Annotated in this window: 15 protein-coding genes; 12 read left to right on the top strand and 3 right to left on the bottom strand. The window is 66.5% G+C overall.

Translation table 11 applies throughout. The annotated features are described in order from the left end of the window. The first annotated feature begins 31 nt into the window (after positions 1-31). The 4 genes from IB225_RS02265 to IB225_RS02250 all read left to right on the top strand — a co-directional run bounded on the left by IB225_RS02265 (position 32) and on the right by IB225_RS02250 (position 4,159). On the top strand, positions 32-961 hold the full coding sequence (locus tag IB225_RS02265) for a homoserine kinase (protein WP_192309368.1): 930 nt from the start codon (positions 32-34) through the stop codon (positions 959-961). Positions 962-1,016: 55 nt separating this feature from the next. After that, complete coding sequence (gene thrC / locus IB225_RS02260; protein WP_192309366.1) at positions 1,017-2,312, top strand: threonine synthase; 1,296 nt, start codon at positions 1,017-1,019, stop codon at positions 2,310-2,312. Positions 2,313-2,321: 9 nt separating this feature from the next. Then, entirely contained in the window at positions 2,322-3,359 is a 1,038-nt protein-coding gene (locus tag IB225_RS02255; RefSeq protein WP_192309364.1) for a L,D-transpeptidase, read from the top strand. Between the two features lie 113 nt (positions 3,360-3,472). Beyond that, positions 3,473-4,159: a murein L,D-transpeptidase catalytic domain family protein gene (locus IB225_RS02250; RefSeq protein WP_192309362.1), complete on the top strand. Its 687-nt coding sequence runs from the start codon at positions 3,473-3,475 to the stop codon at positions 4,157-4,159. A 7-nt stretch (positions 4,160-4,166) separates the two neighbouring features. Here the strand turns inward: IB225_RS02250 and IB225_RS02245 are convergent, their stop codons facing one another. Next, a complete protein-coding gene (locus IB225_RS02245; protein WP_192309360.1) occupies positions 4,167-5,027 on the bottom strand; it encodes an MBL fold metallo-hydrolase in 861 nt (286 codons plus the stop codon). Positions 5,028-5,136: 109 nt separating this feature from the next. Here IB225_RS02245 and IB225_RS02240 point away from each other — a divergent pair, with 109 nt between their 5' ends. The 7 genes from IB225_RS02240 to IB225_RS02210 all read left to right on the top strand — a co-directional run bounded on the left by IB225_RS02240 (position 5,137) and on the right by IB225_RS02210 (position 12,561). Continuing rightward, positions 5,137-5,619, top strand: a complete 483-nt coding sequence (locus IB225_RS02240) for an OsmC family protein (protein ID WP_192309358.1) — start codon at positions 5,137-5,139, stop codon at positions 5,617-5,619. Between the two features lie 186 nt (positions 5,620-5,805). Continuing rightward, complete coding sequence (locus IB225_RS02235) at positions 5,806-6,840, top strand: LacI family DNA-binding transcriptional regulator (protein ID WP_345776587.1); 1,035 nt, start codon at positions 5,806-5,808, stop codon at positions 6,838-6,840. Positions 6,841-6,969: 129 nt separating this feature from the next. Then, a complete protein-coding gene (locus tag IB225_RS02230; RefSeq protein WP_192309356.1) occupies positions 6,970-9,075 on the top strand; it encodes a TonB-dependent siderophore receptor in 2,106 nt (701 codons plus the stop codon). Positions 9,076-9,128: 53 nt separating this feature from the next. Beyond that, positions 9,129-10,394, top strand: a complete 1,266-nt coding sequence (locus IB225_RS02225; protein ID WP_192309354.1) for an MFS transporter — start codon at positions 9,129-9,131, stop codon at positions 10,392-10,394. 28 nt (positions 10,395-10,422) lie between these two features. Beyond that, a complete protein-coding gene (locus IB225_RS02220) occupies positions 10,423-10,707 on the top strand; it encodes a hypothetical protein (RefSeq protein ID WP_192309351.1) in 285 nt (94 codons plus the stop codon). Further along, positions 10,707-10,970 carry a hypothetical protein gene (locus tag IB225_RS02215; RefSeq protein WP_192309349.1) on the top strand — a complete coding sequence of 88 codons (264 nt, stop codon included), beginning with the start codon at positions 10,707-10,709 and terminating at the stop codon, positions 10,968-10,970. The genes IB225_RS02220 and IB225_RS02215 overlap by 1 nt, the downstream gene beginning before the upstream one ends. 10 nt (positions 10,971-10,980) lie before the next feature. Continuing rightward, on the top strand, positions 10,981-12,561 hold the full coding sequence (locus IB225_RS02210; RefSeq protein ID WP_192309347.1) for a PepSY-associated TM helix domain-containing protein: 1,581 nt from the start codon (positions 10,981-10,983) through the stop codon (positions 12,559-12,561). A gap of 3 nt (positions 12,562-12,564) precedes the next feature. Here the strand turns inward: IB225_RS02210 and IB225_RS02205 are convergent, their stop codons facing one another. Continuing rightward, positions 12,565-14,244: an alpha-amylase family glycosyl hydrolase gene (locus IB225_RS02205; RefSeq protein ID WP_192309345.1), complete on the bottom strand. Its 1,680-nt coding sequence runs from the start codon at positions 14,242-14,244 to the stop codon at positions 12,565-12,567. Further along, positions 14,244-15,629, bottom strand: a complete 1,386-nt coding sequence (locus tag IB225_RS02200; RefSeq protein ID WP_192309343.1) for an MFS transporter — start codon at positions 15,627-15,629, stop codon at positions 14,244-14,246. The genes IB225_RS02205 and IB225_RS02200 overlap by 1 nt, the downstream gene beginning before the upstream one ends. A 373-nt stretch (positions 15,630-16,002) precedes the next feature. Here IB225_RS02200 and IB225_RS02195 point away from each other — a divergent pair, with 373 nt between their 5' ends. After that, positions 16,003-17,619: an alpha-glucosidase family protein gene (locus IB225_RS02195; RefSeq protein ID WP_192309341.1), complete on the top strand. Its 1,617-nt coding sequence runs from the start codon at positions 16,003-16,005 to the stop codon at positions 17,617-17,619. Positions 17,620-17,742: the final 123 nt, after the last annotated feature.

Raw genomic sequence — 17,742 nt, 5'->3', positions numbered from 1 at the left:
GATATCCGATGACGAAGGACGTGGAGTGGGCATGAGGCAGCAGGCAAGTGCGTTTTCGCCGGCATCGGTGGGCAACGTCGGCGTGGGATTCGACATCCTGGGCCATGTGATCGAAGGCGTCGGCGATACCGTCGCCGTTCGCCGGATCGAGGCGCCCGAGGTGCGCATCGCCGCCATTCGCGGGGCCACCGTCGATCTTCCGCTGGATGCGCCGGGCAACACGGCGGGTGCGGCGTTGATCTCGTTGCGCGAATCGCTGGCGCTGCCGTTCGGCTTCGAGGTGGAGATCGAGAAGGGCATTCCGCTCGGTTCCGGCATGGGCGGTTCCGCCGCCTCGTGCGTGGCCGCGCTGGTCGCGGCGAACGGGTTGCTCGATGCGCCGGTGTCGCGCGAGGCGCTGTATCCGCACGCCCTGGTCGGCGAGGCCGTCGCCAGTGGAGGCAAGCACGGCGACAACCTTGGCCCGATGCTGCTGGGCGGCTTGGTGCTGTCCACCGCGGACCGGCTGGTGCGCGTGCCGGTGCCGGAGCACTGGCACAGCGTGCTGGTGCATCCGGAGGCGATCCTGGAAACCCGTCGTGCTCGCGCGGCGTTGCAAGGTACCTATGAATTGAAGGAGTTCGTGGCGCAGAGTGCGAACCTGGCGCTGGTGCTCGCTGGCTGCCATGCCGGTGATGCGTCGCTGGTGCGCGACGGACTTCGCGATGTGCTGGTCGAACCCCGTCGCGCTCCGTTGATCGTCGGCTTCGATGCAGCCAAGCAGGCGGCACTCGATGCAGGTGCGATGGGCGCGAGCATTTCCGGCGCCGGTCCCAGCGTCTTCGCCTGGTTCGAATCGCGCAGCGAGGCGGAAGCGGCCGCGCCCGCGGTGCGGGCAGCATTCGCAGTCGCCGGCTTCGACAGTCAGGCCTGGGTATCGCCGATCAACGCCACGGGCGCGGAACTGCTGTCAGCGAATTGAGCTTCCTTCCTCCTGGCGCCCGGCTTCGTGCGTGGCGCCTTTCCGAACACAGACCATGAACTTCATCTCCACTCGCAATGCCGCACCCGCCGCGACGCTGAGCCAGGCCATCGCCGCCGGGCTGGCCTCTGATGGTGGCCTGTATGTGCCCGAGGCGCTGCCGGCGCCGCGCAGGCTCGCGCCGGGCCGTGATGTCGCCGACACCGCCGCGACTCTGCTGGCGCCCCTGTTCGCGGGAGACGGACTGGCGCCCGAACTGCCTGCGATCTGCCGCGAGGCATTCGACTTCCCGGTTCCGCTGCGCCCGCTGGGCACGCCGGGCGATCACGTGCTGGAGCTGTTCCATGGCCCCACCGCGGCATTCAAGGATTTCGGTGCACGTTTCCTTGCGGCCTGCATGGCGCGCCTTCGTCGCAGCGAGACCAAGCCGCTGACGATCCTCGTAGCGACCTCCGGCGATACCGGCGCGGCCGTGGCAGCGGCTTTCCATCGCCAGCCCGGGTTGCGCGTGGTGGTGCTGTATCCCGATGGCCGGGTGTCGCCACGCCAGGCGCACCAGCTGGGCTGTTTCGGCGACAACATCACCGCGCTGCGCGTGGCTGGATCGTTCGACGACTGCCAGGCGCTGGTGAAGCGCGCGCTCAGCGATGCCGATCTGCAGGCGCAGGCGCCGTTGAGCTCGGCGAACAGCATCAGCTTGGGAAGGCTCCTGCCGCAGATGAGCTACTACGCGCATGCGGCGCTAACGCATCACGCGGACACCGGTCATGTGCTGAACTTCGTCATTCCCACAGGCAATCTCGGGAATGCGATGGCCGCGATCCTGGCGCGCGCCCTCGGCGTGCCACTGGGCCGCATCGTGCTGGCGACCAATGCCAACCGGGTACTGCCTGATTTCTTTGCCGGTGGCGACTACGCACCTACCGCCAGCGTGGCCACGCTGGCCAATGCGATGGATGTCGGTGCACCCAGCAACTTCGAACGCCTGCGCTGGCTTTACGCGGGTGATGACAAGGCATTGCGCGCAGCGTTCAGCTCGATCAGCGTGGATGACGCCACGATCCGCGAAGTGATCGCGCGTCGCTATCGTGATCATGGCGAAGTGCATTGCCCGCACACGGCAACAGCGGTGAAGGTACTGGAAGACCTGCGTGCACAGGGCGAAGGCGGCGACTGGGCGGTCGCCGCGACGGCACATCCGGCCAAGTTCGAGAGCGTAGTCGAGCCGCTGATCGGGCGTGCCGTCGACGTGCCGCCCGCGCTTGCCGATCTGCTGGCACGGCCGGCCCACGCCGAGCCGGTCGCCAACGAGTACGACGCCCTGCGACGCGTCGTCCTCGCGGGACTGTAAGCTGCGTCGATGACACGTCTCCTGCCTGCGCTCGCCCTCTCGATCCTGCTGGCCGTCGTGCCCGCAACCCGTGCGCAGACCGCGGCGGCGGTCTCGCCGCCCGATGTCCGTGCGCTGAAGCCTGGGGAATATCTCTGGTATCCGCAGATCGCGCCCGAAGGGCCGGTGGTGCTGGTAGTTAGCCTCGACGAGCAGCGCGCCTACGTCTACCGCAACGGCATCGCCATCGGCGTGTCGACGATCAGTTCGGGCAAAGCCGGCAAGGACACGCCGACCGGCGTGTTCACCATCCTGCAGAAGAACAAGGACCACCGGTCCAACCTCTACAACAACGCGCCGATGCCGTACATGCAGCGGCTTACCTGGGACGGCATCGCGCTGCACGGCGGTCACCTGCCGGGCTATCCCGCGTCGCACGGCTGCGTGCGCCTGCCGCAGGCGTTCGCCGAGAAGCTGTTCGGGATCACCCGCTTCGGCGATTCGGTGGTGGTGGCGAACGCGAAGGCATCGCCGGCCAGTCTGGTCCATCCCGCCGTGCTGGCGCCGGTCACCACGGGCGGTCAGGCGGCCCACCCCGAACTGTCGGCCTACGAGGTCTACTGGAACGAGGCGGCATCGCCGGAGGGCCCGGTCAGCATCCTGGTCAGCCTGTACGACCAGCGCGTATCGGTGCTGCGCAACGGCGTACTGATCGGTGCGGCGCCGCTGCAGATGGTGCGCGACTTTGCGCTCAATGGCACCGTGCTGCTGGTGATGACCACCGAGATGGAAGACATCCCCAGCCTGCTGGATCCGCAACAGAAGGAACACCGCTGGGTCGCGCACCGCGTGCTGGGCGAGGCCGGCGCACCGATGCCGCCGCTGCGTGCGCTGGGGGATTCGTTCTGGATTCCGCAGGATTTCGCGCGCCGCCTGTACGGCGTGCTGAAGCCGGGCACCACGGTGTTGCTGTCCGATCTGCCGGGCGTCCGCGCAACGCCGGGTGACCAGCCGTCCGTCCCGGTCTTGGAATCGGACGAAGCCAGCCCCACAACCTCCGTGCGCTGAGCCTTGCGGACGGAATCGGGACGCCGGCGCATGCCCCCCGATATCCGCCCGTTGCCATGAATCGATTCCGCTCTCTGCTGCCGATATTCGCTGCCCTCACGGCAGCCTTGCAGATGGGTTCCGCCTTCGCGGAGCCTGCCTCGTCACCCGCACCGTCACCCGATCGGCTGGTCGAGCGTCTGCATCGCGCCGCGCCATCGCTGGACCGTGACGTGCTGTCGATGGCGGCGCGGGCGATGACCTGTTCGATCCGACGCGGCGAACCGGTGCCGATGCGCCGGCTCAGCGTGATCGACTATTCGCTGCCTTCAACGCAGCCGCGGTTGTGGGTATTCGATCTGGAGAAGGCGCGCCTGTTGTTCGAGGAGCGGGTCGCGCACGGACGCAACACCGGCGAGAACCTGGCCACGCGGTTCTCCAATGCGACCGGCAGCTACATGTCCAGCCTGGGCGCCTTCGTCACCCAGGAGTCCTACCGGGGTGCCAACGGCTATTCGCTGCGCCTGCAGGGATTGGAACCGGGCTTCAACGACAGGGCGCGCGAACGCGCCATCGTCATCCATGGTGCGCCCTACGTCAGCGATGCGCTGGTGCGCGCGCAGGGACGCCTTGGCCGCAGCCTCGGGTGCCCGGCGGTGCGCTCGGCGGTGGCGCAGCCGTTGATCGACAGCATCCGCGGGGGATCGTTCCTGTTCGCCTACTACCCCGATCCAGGCTGGCTCAAGCAGTCGCGCCTGCTCGAAGCGGACTGCGGCACTGGTGTTGCGGCCCACCCCGTCATGCCCGCGACGGGCGGCTGACCGGCCCTCAGAGCTTCAGCGGAATCTTCAGGTAGCGACGCCCGTTGTCTTCCGGTTCCGGCAGGCGACCGGCGCGGATGTTGACCTGCAGCGACGGCAGCAGCAGCGCGGGTGCCGACAGTGTCGCGTCGCGCGCTTCCCTCATCGCCACGAAGCTGTCCTCGTCCACGCCACCGCCCACGTGCACGTTGCCGGTCTTCTCGTCGGCGACTGTGGTTTCCCACGCGTAGTGATCGCGGCCGGGCGCCTTGTAGTCGTGGCAGAGGTAGAGGCGCGTATCGGCGGGCAACGCCAGCAGTTTCTGGATCGAGCGGTACAGTGTGCGCGCGTCGCCACCGGGGAAATCGGCGCGTGCGGTGCCGTAGTCCGGCATGAAGAGCGTGTCGCCGACGAACGCCGCGTCGCCGATGCGGTAGGACACGCAGGCCGGCGTATGCCCGGGCGTGTGCAGCACCTCGACCTGCAGGTCCCCCAGCGGGAACACGTCGCCATCGCGGAACAGGCGGTCGAACTCGCGGCCGTCGCCGGAGACGTCGTCCAGGCCGAATACCGGCGCGAACGTGCGCTGCACGTCGGTGATGTGTTCGCCGATGCCGATGGGTGCGCCGGTCCTGTCTTTCAGGTACGGCGCGGCGCTCAGATGGTCGGCGTGCGCATGCGTTTCCAGGATCCAGTCCACCGTCAGGTCGTGATCGGCGACGAAGCCCAGCAAGGTGTCGGCGGCGCGATGCGATGCGCGGCCGGAACGGTGGTCGTAGTCCAGCACCGGATCGATGATCGCTGCTTTCCGGGTAGAGGCATCCCAGATCACGTAGGTGATGGTGTTGGTCGCCTCGTCGAACCAGGCATGCAGGGCAGGGGTGGCCATGGGGCTTCCGGCTACGATGTCGATGGGCATTCTAAGGCTTCGCACGTAAAGCCAAGCCGCGGTCGCCGGGCGATGCGATGATGGCGTCGGGACCAATCGGGGAATCGCCATGAGCGACACGCAGACCATCCGCCTGACACTGGAGCAGGAAGACGACTACGCCTTTCGCATCCGTTTCGACGAAACCACCATCGCCGACCTGATGACCGACGAGTCCGAGCCGCTGGGCAAGGGCGAGGGGCCGAATCCGACCCGCCTGCTGCTCTCGGCCGTAGCCAACTGCCTGTCGGCGAGCCTGCTGTTCGCATTGCGCAAGTTCAAGAACGGCCCGGGCAAGCTGGTCACCCACGCGAGCGCCGAGCTGGTGCGCAACGAGCAGGGGCGGCTGCGCGTGGGGCACATCCATGCCGACATCCGGCTTGCCGAGGCCGGGACGGCGCATGCGTCGCTGGAGCGGATCCTGGCCCAGTTCGAGAACTTCTGCGTGGTGACCGAAAGCGTTCGACATGGCATCGATGTTTCCGTGAGTATTACTGACGCCGAGGGCGTGCAACTGCATGGGGCTACGCGGACGGAGCAAGGCGGCACCTGACCGCGAGGCTGTCGTGGGAGCGACGCCAGTCGCGACAGGCCTGAGGTAAAGCCTCATCGCGATTTACGTCGCTCCTACCGACGAACCTGGCTCGCCTCGCACACCTGCTCGTGGCCTCGGATCGCCGCCGATGGTTGGGCATGTCATCATCGGCCCTCCTGCCCACCGTTTCCGACGCCGCCCGTGATCGCGCCCATCAAAGGGAAGGCCACTTCGCTGGATATCGCCCACCTGGCGGGCGTATCGCAGCCCACCGTGTCGCGCGCATTGCGCGGCAGCCCGATGGTCAACGAAGAGACGCGCAAGCGCATCCTCGCCATCGCCGAGCAGCTGAACTACAAGGTGGACAAGAACGCCTCCAACCTGCGCCGGCAGCACTCCGGCACGCTGGCGCTGCTGTTCTTCGAGGACCCCACGCCGGACGAGTCGGCGATCAATCCCTTCTTCCTGTCCATGCTCGGCAGCATCACGCGCGCCTGCGCGTTGCGTGGCTACGACCTGCTGATCTCTTTCCAGCAGCTGTCCAACGACTGGCAGGCGGATTACGAGGACAGCAAGAAGGCGGATGGCATCATCCTGCTGGGCTACGGCGACTACCTGGAATCACGCAGCCGGCTTGAGCGGCTGGTCGAGCAGGGCACGCACTTCGTCCGCTGGGGCGCCGTGCAGCCCGATACGCCGGGCGTGTCGATCGGCTGCGACAACACCCAGGGCGGGCACGACATCACGGCGCACCTGATCGATCGGGGGCGCCGGCGCATCGCGTTCCTCGGCCATGCATCCAATCACTATCCCGAGTTCTTCGAGCGCTATCTCGGTCATCGGCAGGCACTGGAAGCCGCGGGGCTGGCGGCCGACCCTGCGCTGCAGGTGGACGCGATCACCACCGAGCAGTCCGGACACGACGCGGCCTGCGAGCTTCTGGCGCGGGGCGTCGCCTTCGATGCGGTCTTCGGCGCCAGCGACCTGATCGCCGTCGGTGCGATGAAGGCCTTGCTGGAGCGGGGGCTGCGCGTGCCGGAGGATGTGGCGGTGGCCGGCTTCGACGACATCCCGCTGGCGAGTTTCGTCAATCCTGGCCTGTCCACGGTGCAGCAGGACACCAAGCGGGCGGGCGCGCTGCTGGTGGAGAGCCTGTTGGCCCTCATCAACGGCGAGCCGGCCGACAGCCAGACCATCCCCGTAAGGCTGGCCCTGCGGGGGTCAACAGGTTCCAAGTGATTGCCTGAACAGGGGTGCCGGCCATAAAATAAGAATGATTCTTATTTTGGCTGGTGGCGGGCGGTGCCCGCGGCTCGATGTCGACCGGTAGGCGGCGACACGGGCACCGGCCGTCTCCGAGCCGACCCCATGACCCGCACCACCTCCTTCCGTTCCCTCAGCCTGGCCATTGCCGTCGCGCTGGCGACCCCCGGGCTTGCGTTGGCCCAGGCGGCCACCGATGACGCCACCACGCTGGATGCGGTCCAGGTGCAGGCACCGATTCCCAAGGACACCGGCACTGCGACCAAGACGGCGACATCGCTGAAGGAGATTCCGCAATCCATCTCGGTGGTCACTTCGCGCGACATCCAGGATCGTGGCATCCATGGCGTTGAGGAGGCCGTGTGGTTCACTGCCGGCGCCCAGGGCGGCGCTTACGGCAGCGATAGCCGCAGCGACTGGCTGCTTGTCCGTGGCTTCACGCCGGCGCGCTACATGGACGGCCTGGCACTGCCGGAAGGCTCGGGAACAGGCATCACCCGCATCGAACCCTACGGTCTGGAACAGATCGAGGTCCTGAAGGGGCCGGCATCGGTGAACTACGGCGCGATGCCCCCGGGCGGCCTGGTCAACTACGTCAGCAAGCGTCCGACCGAAGACATGCTGCGCGAAGTGGAAGTGCAGTTGGGTAGCGACGACCTGCGACAGGTTGCGGTCGACTTCGGTGGCAAGCTCAATGAAAGCGGCACGCTGCTGTATCGACTGACCGCGCTGGGTCGCAACAGCGATACGCCGGTCGACTACATCCATGACGACCGCTACTACTTCGCGCCCGCCATCACCTGGAAACCGGACGAAGCCAATGAGTTGACGGTGCTGGCGCGCTACCAGAAGGCCGACACCAAGGCCGGTGCCGGCTTCCTGCCCGCAGCAGGCACATTGCTGCCGAACCCGAACGGCAGGATCAGCCCCAGCCTCTACACGGGCGAGCCGAACGCAAACGACTACATCAAGACGCTGAAGTCGCTGGGCTACGAGTTCCGCCACGATTTCGGCGGTGGCGTGGAGTTCAACCAGAGCGCACGCCTGATGGATTCGGAAGTCGAACCCGCCGTTACCGTGGGTACGTTCGGCCTGCTTGCCGACCAGCGCACGCTGTTCCGTTACCTGTGGTCCACCCGCGAAGACGAAAAGACGTTCGGCCTGGACAACAACCTGCAGTGGAAATTCAGCACCGGTCGCGCGGAACACACGCTGCTGGCCGGCTTGGACTACCGTCGTGCCGAGTGGAACTACGATTCCAACTTCGTTTTTGCTGCGACGGGTCTCGACGCCTATAACCCGGTGTACGGCTCGATGCCGAACCTGGCGCCGAACTTCGATCCTCTCACCACCGCCAGCACTCGCCAGACGCAGTCGCAGTTGGGCCTGTATGTGCAGGACCAGATCAAGCTGGATCGCTGGGTGTTCACGGTAGGCGGACGCCAGGACTGGGTCGGCACCGACACCAATGGCGGCCATCAGAGCGACGACAAGTTCTCCGCTCGCGTCGGCGTGAACTATGTGTTCGACAATGGCCTGGCGCCGTACGTGGGTTGGTCGCAGTCGTTCCAGCCCACCGTGGGTGCGGACTGGTTCGGCAATGCCTTCGTGCCGACGACGGGCGAACAGATCGAGGCTGGCCTCAAGTACCAGCCGGCGAATGGCAAGGTACTGGCCACCCTGGCGCTGTACGAGGTGACGCAGGAGAACACGCTGACCGTCGACCCGGACCCGACCCATCCGCTGGCGTCGATCCAGCAGGGCGAGACCAAGGTGCGCGGCGTGGAGCTGGAGGGCCGCTGGAACGTGGGGCGAGGCCTCAGCGTGTATGGCGCATACGCGTACATCGACTCGGAAGTCACGAAGAGTAACGATCCGGCCACGCTGGGCAAGCAGATCGCGCTGCAGCCCAAGCATTCGGCCTCCGCCGGCGGTGATTACACCATCACCAGTGGCGCACTCTCCGGGCTGGGCTTCGGTGCAGGCGTGCGCTACACCGGCAAGCACTACGGCGATGCGCCGAACCTGTGGGAAACCCCGTCGTACACCCTGTTCGACGCGGCCGTGCACTACGACTTCTCCAACTGGCGCTTCCAGCTGAACGTGCAGAATGTCGGCGACAAGGAATACATCAGTGCGTGCAACGCCGTGTACTGGTGCTACTACGGTTATGAGCGTTCGGTGACGGCTACCGCCCGGTACGTCTGGTAAGCGGCCTCAAGCGCCGTCACACGTAGCTCGCCGCCATGAATGAAGCCCTCGCCATGCCGACCCGGTCCCGGGTGGCATGGCCTTGGGCTGGTTTGGCCACGGTCGGCTTCCTCGGCATCACCGCTGGGGTGCAGATGAGCGACCGTGGGCTGCAGTCGATTCTGTCGCCGGCGATCCGCGACACGTTCGGTGTCGGCGATGCCGTCATCGGTGCTCTGCACGGCATTGCCGGCATCCTGATCGCCAGCGCGCTCGCCGTGCCGCTGGCGCGGTTGGCGGACCGCTATTCGCGCAAGATGATCCTGCTGGCGCTGATCGGCACGTGGGCCGCATTGACGCTGCTGGGTGCGCTGGCACCGAACTTCCCGCTGTTCTTCACCGGTCGTGCGGCCGCGGGCATCACCGAGTTCGCGATGATTCCCATCGTCTACTCGCTGATCCCCGACCTGGTCGGCGAACGATGGCGCGTGGGCGCAAACCTCGGTTTCGCGGCGTTGATGGCGACGGGTGCCAGTGCGGGCTTCTACCTCGGTGGTGACCTGCTGCATCTGGCGACGGAACTGGGCGATGCTGTCGGGCTGGGGCACCTCGAACCCTGGCGGCGCGCGATGTTGTTGCTGGCGCTGGCCGGTGTGCCGCTAGTGCTGCTGGGTGCGTTTACCCGGGATCCCCGGCGAAAGTTGCCTGTTGCCAGCGACGTCCACTCCTCGTCGCTCGCCGGCTTCGTGCGCGAACGCCTCTGGCAGGTATTGCTCTTCGTCGGTGCCGCGGGCGGGGTAGCGGTGGCCGTGCAGGCGGTCACGCCGATGATCGCCATGGCGGTCGCACGACGCTTCGCCGTCGACATCAACGGGGTGGGGCATACCCTCGGCGTGCTGATCCTGGTCGGCAACATGGCGAGCCTGCCGATCGCATGGATCATCGATCGTTCGCTGCGCGAACGTCTGGGGCCGCGCGTACGGCCCGCCATCATGGGCGTGGCGACGGCGGTCGCGCTGCCGTGTGCCGGACTGCTGGCATTCGCGCCCTCGGCCTCCACGGCCTTGGCACTGACGGGTGCATTCCTGCTGGCGACCTGCGTGGCGAATGCCTTGCTGCCCACCATGCTGCAGGACCTGGCCCCAGCCGATATGCGTGCACGCGCGTTCGCGGGCTACAGCTTCATGATCGCGGCATTCTGCGCAGTGGGTCCGGTATTATCCGGCGGCCTCTCGCAGTACCTGCTGGCAGACGATCTGCTGACGGCCATCTCGTTGGCAGCGGTGCCCGTGATGGGTCTTACGTTGGTCTGCACCTTCCTGTGGTGCTACCGGCGTTGAAGAGAATCATGTTCTGGATGGGAATCTGATGGACGGATGGTTGAGCATGGCGGCCGCGCTGACGGCGGCGCTGTCGGCAGCAGGGCTTTATGCGGGCTCGCGCCATTGCCGCTGGGCCGCCCTGCGTCGGCTGGGACGTATTGGCATCTGGAGTGGCGCGGTGCTGGCTATCGCATCGCTGCTGCTGTGGACGCGGGTACTCGGCGCCGGTTCCGGTTTCTGCGCCATGCTCGGCAGCTGGATGTTCTCGATGATCGCGCTGCCGTACATCGCGGGTATGCGGGTTGATGACGGCAAGCGGGGTGAAGCCTGATGTGGGCACGTGCGACGGCCGGCATCGTGCCGGGCTTTTTTCTTTCCGCCGCCATCGTCGGCTTGGTCAGCTGGCTGCTGCCGGGGCCGTGGCAATCCACGCTGGTGGCGGGCGGTCTGGTGTTCTTCCCGGTCTGGGTCGGCGTGTTCTGCGCAGGCTTCCAGTTCCGCAGCGGCGCGCGTGCCTGGGTGGTCTACACCCTGGCCTCGATAGCAGGGCTGGCGGCGTTGGCACTGCTGCGCCACCTGCACTGGGTGCAGTAGGAGTCGTCCGTTGAAGCTGAAGTCGTCCACGCTGCGCACCTTCACCACTCTGCACACCTGGGTCGGGCTGGTCGCCGGCTTTGCGTTGTTCGTCGCCTTCTATGCGGGTGCGATCACCGTCTTCCATCACGACCTGATGGTCTGGCAGTCGCCGCATGCGGTGGAGCAGCCCGTGGGTACGCTGGACGACGCGCAACGCCTGCTGGACGAAACACTGACGCGCCACCCCGATGCCCGCAACTGGATCGGCATGATGTTCCCGGGGGAAGAGTCGGCGCAGCCGCTGGTCTACTGGCCGGACGCCAAGGGCACCTGGTACTACGCCACGCCCGGTGACCTCGACGGCAGCACGGAACCGCCTGCGGCGGCGCTGGCCGAACTGGTCAACGCGCTGCATTACTCGCTGGGCATTCCGGTGGCCGGCATCTACCTGATGGGCATCGTCAGTCTGTTGTACGGCGTGGCGCTGGTGTCCGGTGTCGTGATCCACCTGCCCAAGCTGGTCGAGGACCTGTTCGCGCTGCGGCCGGGCCGCAACCTCAAGCGATTCTGGCAGGACGCGCACAACCTCATCGGTGTGCTCGGCCTGCCCATGCACATCATGTTCGCCGCCACCGGCGCGCTGCTGTGCCTGGCGCTGGTGGTGGCCCTGGCGCTCAATCCGCTGATCTACGGCGGCAAGCTGATGGAAGCGATGCCGGCCGCGCTGGATACCGCGCCGCAGATGGCCGCGGCGGGCAAGTCGCAGACGCTGGGCGGCCTGGCGATGTGGCATGCGCGCGCGCAGGAAGAAGCCAGGAAGCAGGGTCTGGCCGCGTTCGAACCCGCCTACCTGAAGCTCACGCACGCCGGCGATGCGAATGCCGTGGTCGAAATCACCGGCGAGGCGCCGCGCACGCTGGGCGCCCTGGGTGCCGTGGCGCTCAACGCGAATACCGGCGAACTGGTCGCCAGCCAGTTGCCGGGCAATCGCGACGTCAACCACGCCACGCTGTCGATCGCCTACCTGCTGCACTTCGGCGAATACGGTAATGCGTGGCTCCAGTGGCTCTACTTCCTGCTGGGTGTCGGCGGGGCGTTCCTGTTCTATTCCGGCAACCTGCTGTGGATCGAGTCGCGCCGCAAGAAGCGCCAGTCGGAGCAGGGCACCGCGCAGGTATGGATGGCGAAGGCGACGGTCGGCTTCTGCATCGGTGTCTGCGTGGCGATTTCCGCGGCATTCGTCGCGTCGCAGCTGCTCGAGGCACACGGCGCTGCGTGGGGCATCGACGTGGCGACCGGCATCAAGGCCGCGTGCTTCGGTACCTGGGCAGCGTGCCTCGCCTGGGCGGCGCTGCGTCCACCAATCCGCGCTGCCGTGGAACTGCTCTGTGTCGCTGCCGTGGTCACCGCGTTGATTCCGGTGGTGCACGGTGCGATGACCGATGCCTGGCTGTGGCAAAGCACCGCGGCCGGCCACACCGCGCTGTTCGCGATCGATGCGGGCGCCCTGGCGATGGCGGCCGGATTCGCATGGTTGGCGCGGGTCACCCGCAAGCGCGCGGACATCGGCGAGCCCAACAGCGTGTGGGCGTCGCCGCGCCGCGGCTGAGGTTTACTTCGGGTCCGTCGTCTTGCGCGCCATCAGGTCCGCAAGGCGGGCGCGTGTATCGGCACGGGTGACCGGTGCGTCGAGCAGGAACACGCGTACGCCATGCGCCGGTACCTCCGCCTGCAGGCGGTTGCGCACGCGCTGGGTCTTGCCGGTGAACGCATCACGCCACGTTCCGGCTTCCAGGTATTCGGACACCGACAGCCTGGCCGGCGCGTCCCCCTTGTTCAGCAGCACCAGCGCCGTCTGGGTGACGCCTTCGTGCTGGAGCACGCGGTAGAAGATCGCCTGGTTGCCTTTCAGGCGGACGTTGAGCTGAAGGCCGCGCTGTAGCGCCGGCGTGTCGCGGCGCAGGGTGGCGATGCGCTTGAGCGGGCCGAAGATGGGGCTCTGCGGCGCGGCGTCGATGCGGTCCTGGCCGAAGTAGTTGCGGTTGCCGGCGTGTTCGGCATGGCCGCGTTCGAAACCCGTCTCCGAGCCGTAGTAGATGACCGGGATGCCGCGTGCGGTGAACAGCCAGTTGTGCGCATCGATGAAGCCTTCATCGCTGGCCTTCATGCGCGCCATGTCGTGGTTGTCGTAGAAAGTCATCAGGTCGTACGGATTGGCGTACGGGCCGTCCTCCAGATACAGCGCCTTGCCGATTTCCTCGTAGCTGGTGCCGGGCTTCTCGAAGACGTCGGTGAGTTTGGCCTTCAGCGGGAAGTCCAGCACGCTGTAGCTGCCGTTGCGCGTCCAGGTATGGCCGGCGATGCTGGCGGCGTCGTAGTTGAAGTTCTCGCCGAACATGAAGAAGCCCGGCTTCTTCGCGCGGATGCGGTCGGCGAACTCTTTCCAGAACGCATGCGGCATCCAGGCGATGGTATCCACGCGGAACGCGGCCGCGCCCTGGTCGATCCACTGTTCGTAGGCGCCGATCAGGTACTCCATCACCGCCGGGTTGTTCTCGTTGAAGTCGGACAGCTGCGCCAGTCCGCCACCGGTGTTGTAGAACGCATGCATCGGCTTGCGACGCGGGTCGAGCTTGTCAGGGTCGAGGTTCTGATGGTCCGCGATCAGCTTGCCGTCCTTGTCCCAGACCTTGCCGTACTGCGGCTGCATCGTCGGCATGGAGTAGGCCGGCGAGCCGTGGTTGCCGACGATGTCCAGCACCACATCCAGCTTCTGTTCCTTCATCGCGGCGGTGAAGCCGGCGAAATCCAGGCCATCGCTGGGCAGGTGCTCGTCCAGTTTGTAGAAGTTGATGCCCCAGTAGCCGTGGTAGCCGGTCTTGCCGCGGTCGGTGAACATGCCTGCCCACTTCACTTCCTCGCCGCCGGTGAAGGCTTCGTCCGGGTTGTCGATGATCGGTGTGACCCAGACCGAGGTGAAACCGAGGTCGCGGATGTAACCGGCGTTGTCCAGCACGCCCTTGAAGTCGCCACCGAGGTAGCCGACGTTGTCGGTCTGGCCCGCCGGTGCGCCGGGCGTGGGGCGGTCGAAGGTCGGGTTCTTCCCGCCCTGGTCGCGATGATCGTTGGACGGATCGCCGTTGACGAAGCGGTCGGTCAGCACGAAGTACACCGCTTCCTTCGCGAAGGGTTCGGTGGTGCCGTAGAACTCGTCAGCGGCGAAGGCGGGACCTGCCGCGCACGCCGCGACGAGCAGGGCGGCGGTGAGGGGACGAATCAGTGGACGGTTCATCAATGCACCTGCGGCATAACGGGATCGGGAGCGTCGGCGGTCTCATGCACGGCGGCCAGGGCCAGCGCGGCCAGCAGCAGGCTGACGCCGCTGATGACCAGCGCGAAGATGGCGTCGTTGCCGAAGAAATTGCGCAGCGCCGGGCCGAGCAGCGTCGCGGCGGCGAGTTGTGGGACCACGATGAACATGTTGAAGATGCCCATGTAGATGCCCATCTTGTCGGCCGGCACGTGGCTGGACAGCAGGGCGTACGGCATCGACAGGATGCTGGCCCACGCTACGCCGACCAGCGCGAACGAGCCGATCAGCCAGGACGGATGCGGCACAAACCACATGGACAGGAAGCCGATGCCGCCCAGCACCAGCGAGCCCGCATGGACGGCCTTGCGGTTCAGCGGGAACCGCGCCGCGTAGAAGCTCAGCAGCAAGGCCACCAGCATCGACGACAGACCGTAGTAGCCCATGTACGAACCGACCAGGTCGGCGGCGTTCTGGAAGGCCGCGTTCGCGCTCGTGAACGCCGCGGCCTGTGCGGGCACGGCCATGTCGAAAGCGGCCGGATCGGGCGCAGGCGCCTTGAATACGTGCTCGGTCAGCGCAGGCGTCGCCATGCTCCACATCGCGAAGAACGCCAGCCAGCTGAAGAACTGCACCACGCCCAGCCGGCGCATCTGCGCAGGCATATGGATCACATGGCGGAAGATCTCGCTGGCGACATTGCCCTGCGCCTGCTTCTCCGCCCGGAACCGTTCCATGTCTTCCGGCGGGTACTCGCGCGTGGTCAGGATGGTCACCAGGATGCTGGCCATGAACACGAACGCGCCGATGGCGAACGCGATCTTCACCGACGGCGGCACGATGCCAGGTCCGGCCTCGTTGGACACGCCCAGCTGGGTGATGAACCACGGCAGGTTGCTGGCGACCCAGGTGCCGATGCCGATGATCAGCGTCTGCAGGATGAAACCGTAGGAGCGCTGGCTTTCCGGCAACTTGTCCGCCACCAGCGCGCGGAACGGTTCCATGCTGATGTTGATGCTGGCATCGAGCACCCACAGCAGGCCGGCCGCGATCCACAGGGTCGGCGAGTGCGGCATGAACACCAGCGCGATCGAACTGAGGATCGCACCCGCAAGGAAGTAGGGGCGACGGCGTCCCAGTCGCGGGTGCCACGTGCGATCACTGAAGTAGCCGATCACCGGCTGCACCAGCAGGCCGGTCAGCGGCGCGGCGATCCACAGCAGCGGCAGCGCATCCTTCTCCGCACCCAGCGTCTGGAAGATGCGCGACATGAAGCCGCCCTGCAGCGCGAAACCGAACTGGATGCCCAGGAAGCCGAACGACATGTTCCATATCTGCCAGAAGGACAGGCGGGGCTTGGCGGTCATGCGGTTTCCCTGGCGGTGCGGTGCGGACGGAATGCGCGCACGCGGTTGTGAGCGTCGCGGCATCTTGCCGACAAGCGCGGCCGATTCCATGCTGCACCGCAAACAATGCACGCGTGCTCATGCGGCTGCGCCGATGCGTCTCCATCACGCGCAGCCATCCAGAAAACCCTTGCTGCACCTACGTTTCAGGCGGATCAGTACGACGCCGCTCCAGTGCTCGGTGATCGTTGCGGTGATTTCGCCAGCCGTCATCTGCATACGTATTCATGCCCGCCGATGACGAACAGCCTGCGCGCATCCCGACAGCCCATGGAATAGTGGCGCCCGCCGAGCGCACCGGAGGGGTGCGTTACGCATTGCGACGGGTGCATCGATGAAGAACAACAACTGGTGGCGCGGCGCGGTGATCTACCAGATCTACCCCCGCAGCTTCCTGGACACCAACGGGGACGGCGTAGGGGATCTGCCGGGCATCGTCGAGAAGCTCGACTACATCGCCGGCCTGGGCGTGGACGCCATCTGGATCTCGCCGTTCTTCAAGTCGCCGATGGCCGACTTCGGCTACGACATCGCCGACTACCGCGATGTCGATCCACTGTTCGGCACGCTGGCCGATTTCGATCGCCTGCTCGCCAAGGCGCATTCGCTGGGCGTCAAGGTGATGATCGACCAGGTGCTGAGCCACTGTTCGGTGGAGCACGCGTGGTTCAAGGAAAGCCGCGAGAGCCGCGACAATCCCAAGGCCGACTGGTACGTGTGGGCCGATCCGAAGGAAGACGGCACGCCCCCCAACAACTGGATGTCGCTGTTCGGCGGCATCGCGTGGCGCTGGGAGCCGCGCCGCGAGCAGTACTACCTGCACAACTTCCTCGCCAGCCAGCCGGACCTGAATTTCCACAACCCGGCCGTGCAGCAGGCCACGCTGGACAACGTGCAGTTCTGGCTGGATCGCGGCGTAGATGGCCTGCGCCTGGACGCGATCAACTTCTGCTTCCACGACGCGCAGCTGCGCGACAATCCGCCCAAGCCGAAGGAGAAGCGCGTGGGCCGCGGCTTCAGCCCCGACAATCCCTACGCGTATCAGTACCACTACTACAACAACACGCAGCCGGAGAACGTGCCGTTCCTAGAACGCCTGCGCGGCCTGCTGGACCGGTATCCGGACGCGGCGGCACTGGGCGAGATCTCGTCGGAGGACTCGCTGGCGACCACCGCCGAGTACGTCACCGACCAGCGCCTGCACATGGGCTACAGCTTCGAGCTGCTCACCGAAGACGGCAGCGCGGCCTACATCCGCGCCACGGTCGAGCGGCTGGAAACAGCGATGGTCGAAGGCTGGCCCTGCTGGGCCGTGTCCAACCATGACGTGCAGCGCGCCGTGACCCGCTGGGGCGATGGCGAATCCTCGCCCGCGCATGCGGCGCAGCTGGTGGCGCTCGTGTGCTCGCTGCGGGGCTCCGTCTGCCTGTACCAGGGCGAGGAACTGGGGTTGCCCGAAGCCGATGTGCCTTACGAGGCACTGCAGGATCCCTACGGCAAGACGTTCTGGCCGAACTTCAAGGGTCGCGACGGCTGCCGCACGCCGATGCCCTGGAATGACGAGGCGCAGGCCGGTTTCAGCAACGGGAATCCCTGGCTGCCGATCCCCGCGGAACATCGCGCCATCAACGTGGCGAAGCAGGATGCCGATCCCTCGTCGGTGCTCAACACCGTGCGCGGCTTTCTTGCGTGGCGGCGTCTGCAACCGGCGCTGCGTAGCGGCAGCATCCGCTTTCTTGACGCGCCGGAGCCCGTGCTCGCGTTCGTGCGAGAGGCCGAAGGTCAACGCCTCCTGGTGGCGTTCAATCTGTCCGCAAAACCGGTGCAGTGGAGCGCGCCGGACGGGATGGTGGCCTCCGTGCTCGACGGCCATGGATTGTCGAGCGCAACGTCCGATGGCCGGACCGTGTCGCTGCCGCCGCGCGGCGTGCACTTCGCCTTGATGGTCTGACGCACCGACGCGACGGGCCGCATCGCGCATCGACCGTGCACCGTCGCCGGTGCGCGATGCGAAGCCGTTCTTCGACATTCATGAATCGTGCGCAGGCATGACGGCGAAGCCGTTCCGATGCCT

The organism is Pseudoxanthomonas sp. PXM02 (assembly GCF_014851805.1).
Classification (GTDB): domain Bacteria; phylum Pseudomonadota; class Gammaproteobacteria; order Xanthomonadales; family Xanthomonadaceae; genus Pseudoxanthomonas_A.
The sequence above is the reverse complement of the archived record's forward strand: the minus strand, read 5'-3'. Positions and strand labels throughout refer to the sequence as shown.

Coding starts and splice junctions, on each gene's coding strand:
- thrC (WP_192309366.1), top strand. CDS start 1,017: ATGAACTTCATCTCCACTCGCAATGCCGCACCCGCCGCGACGCTGAGC.
- IB225_RS02225 (WP_192309354.1), top strand. CDS start 9,129: ATGCCGACCCGGTCCCGGGTGGCATGGCCTTGGGCTGGTTTGGCCACG.
- IB225_RS02215 (WP_192309349.1), top strand. CDS start 10,707: ATGTGGGCACGTGCGACGGCCGGCATCGTGCCGGGCTTTTTTCTTTCC.
- IB225_RS02230 (WP_192309356.1), top strand. CDS start 6,970: ATGACCCGCACCACCTCCTTCCGTTCCCTCAGCCTGGCCATTGCCGTC.
- IB225_RS02220 (WP_192309351.1), top strand. CDS start 10,423: ATGGACGGATGGTTGAGCATGGCGGCCGCGCTGACGGCGGCGCTGTCG.
- IB225_RS02245 (WP_192309360.1), bottom strand. CDS start 5,027: ATGGCCACCCCTGCCCTGCATGCCTGGTTCGACGAGGCGACCAACACC.
- IB225_RS02240 (WP_192309358.1), top strand. CDS start 5,137: ATGAGCGACACGCAGACCATCCGCCTGACACTGGAGCAGGAAGACGAC.
- IB225_RS02195 (WP_192309341.1), top strand. CDS start 16,003: ATGAAGAACAACAACTGGTGGCGCGGCGCGGTGATCTACCAGATCTAC.
- IB225_RS02265 (WP_192309368.1), top strand. CDS start 32: ATGAGGCAGCAGGCAAGTGCGTTTTCGCCGGCATCGGTGGGCAACGTC.
- IB225_RS02255 (WP_192309364.1), top strand. CDS start 2,322: ATGACACGTCTCCTGCCTGCGCTCGCCCTCTCGATCCTGCTGGCCGTC.
- IB225_RS02250 (WP_192309362.1), top strand. CDS start 3,473: ATGGGTTCCGCCTTCGCGGAGCCTGCCTCGTCACCCGCACCGTCACCC.
- IB225_RS02200 (WP_192309343.1), bottom strand. CDS start 15,629: ATGACCGCCAAGCCCCGCCTGTCCTTCTGGCAGATATGGAACATGTCG.
- IB225_RS02205 (WP_192309345.1), bottom strand. CDS start 14,244: ATGAACCGTCCACTGATTCGTCCCCTCACCGCCGCCCTGCTCGTCGCG.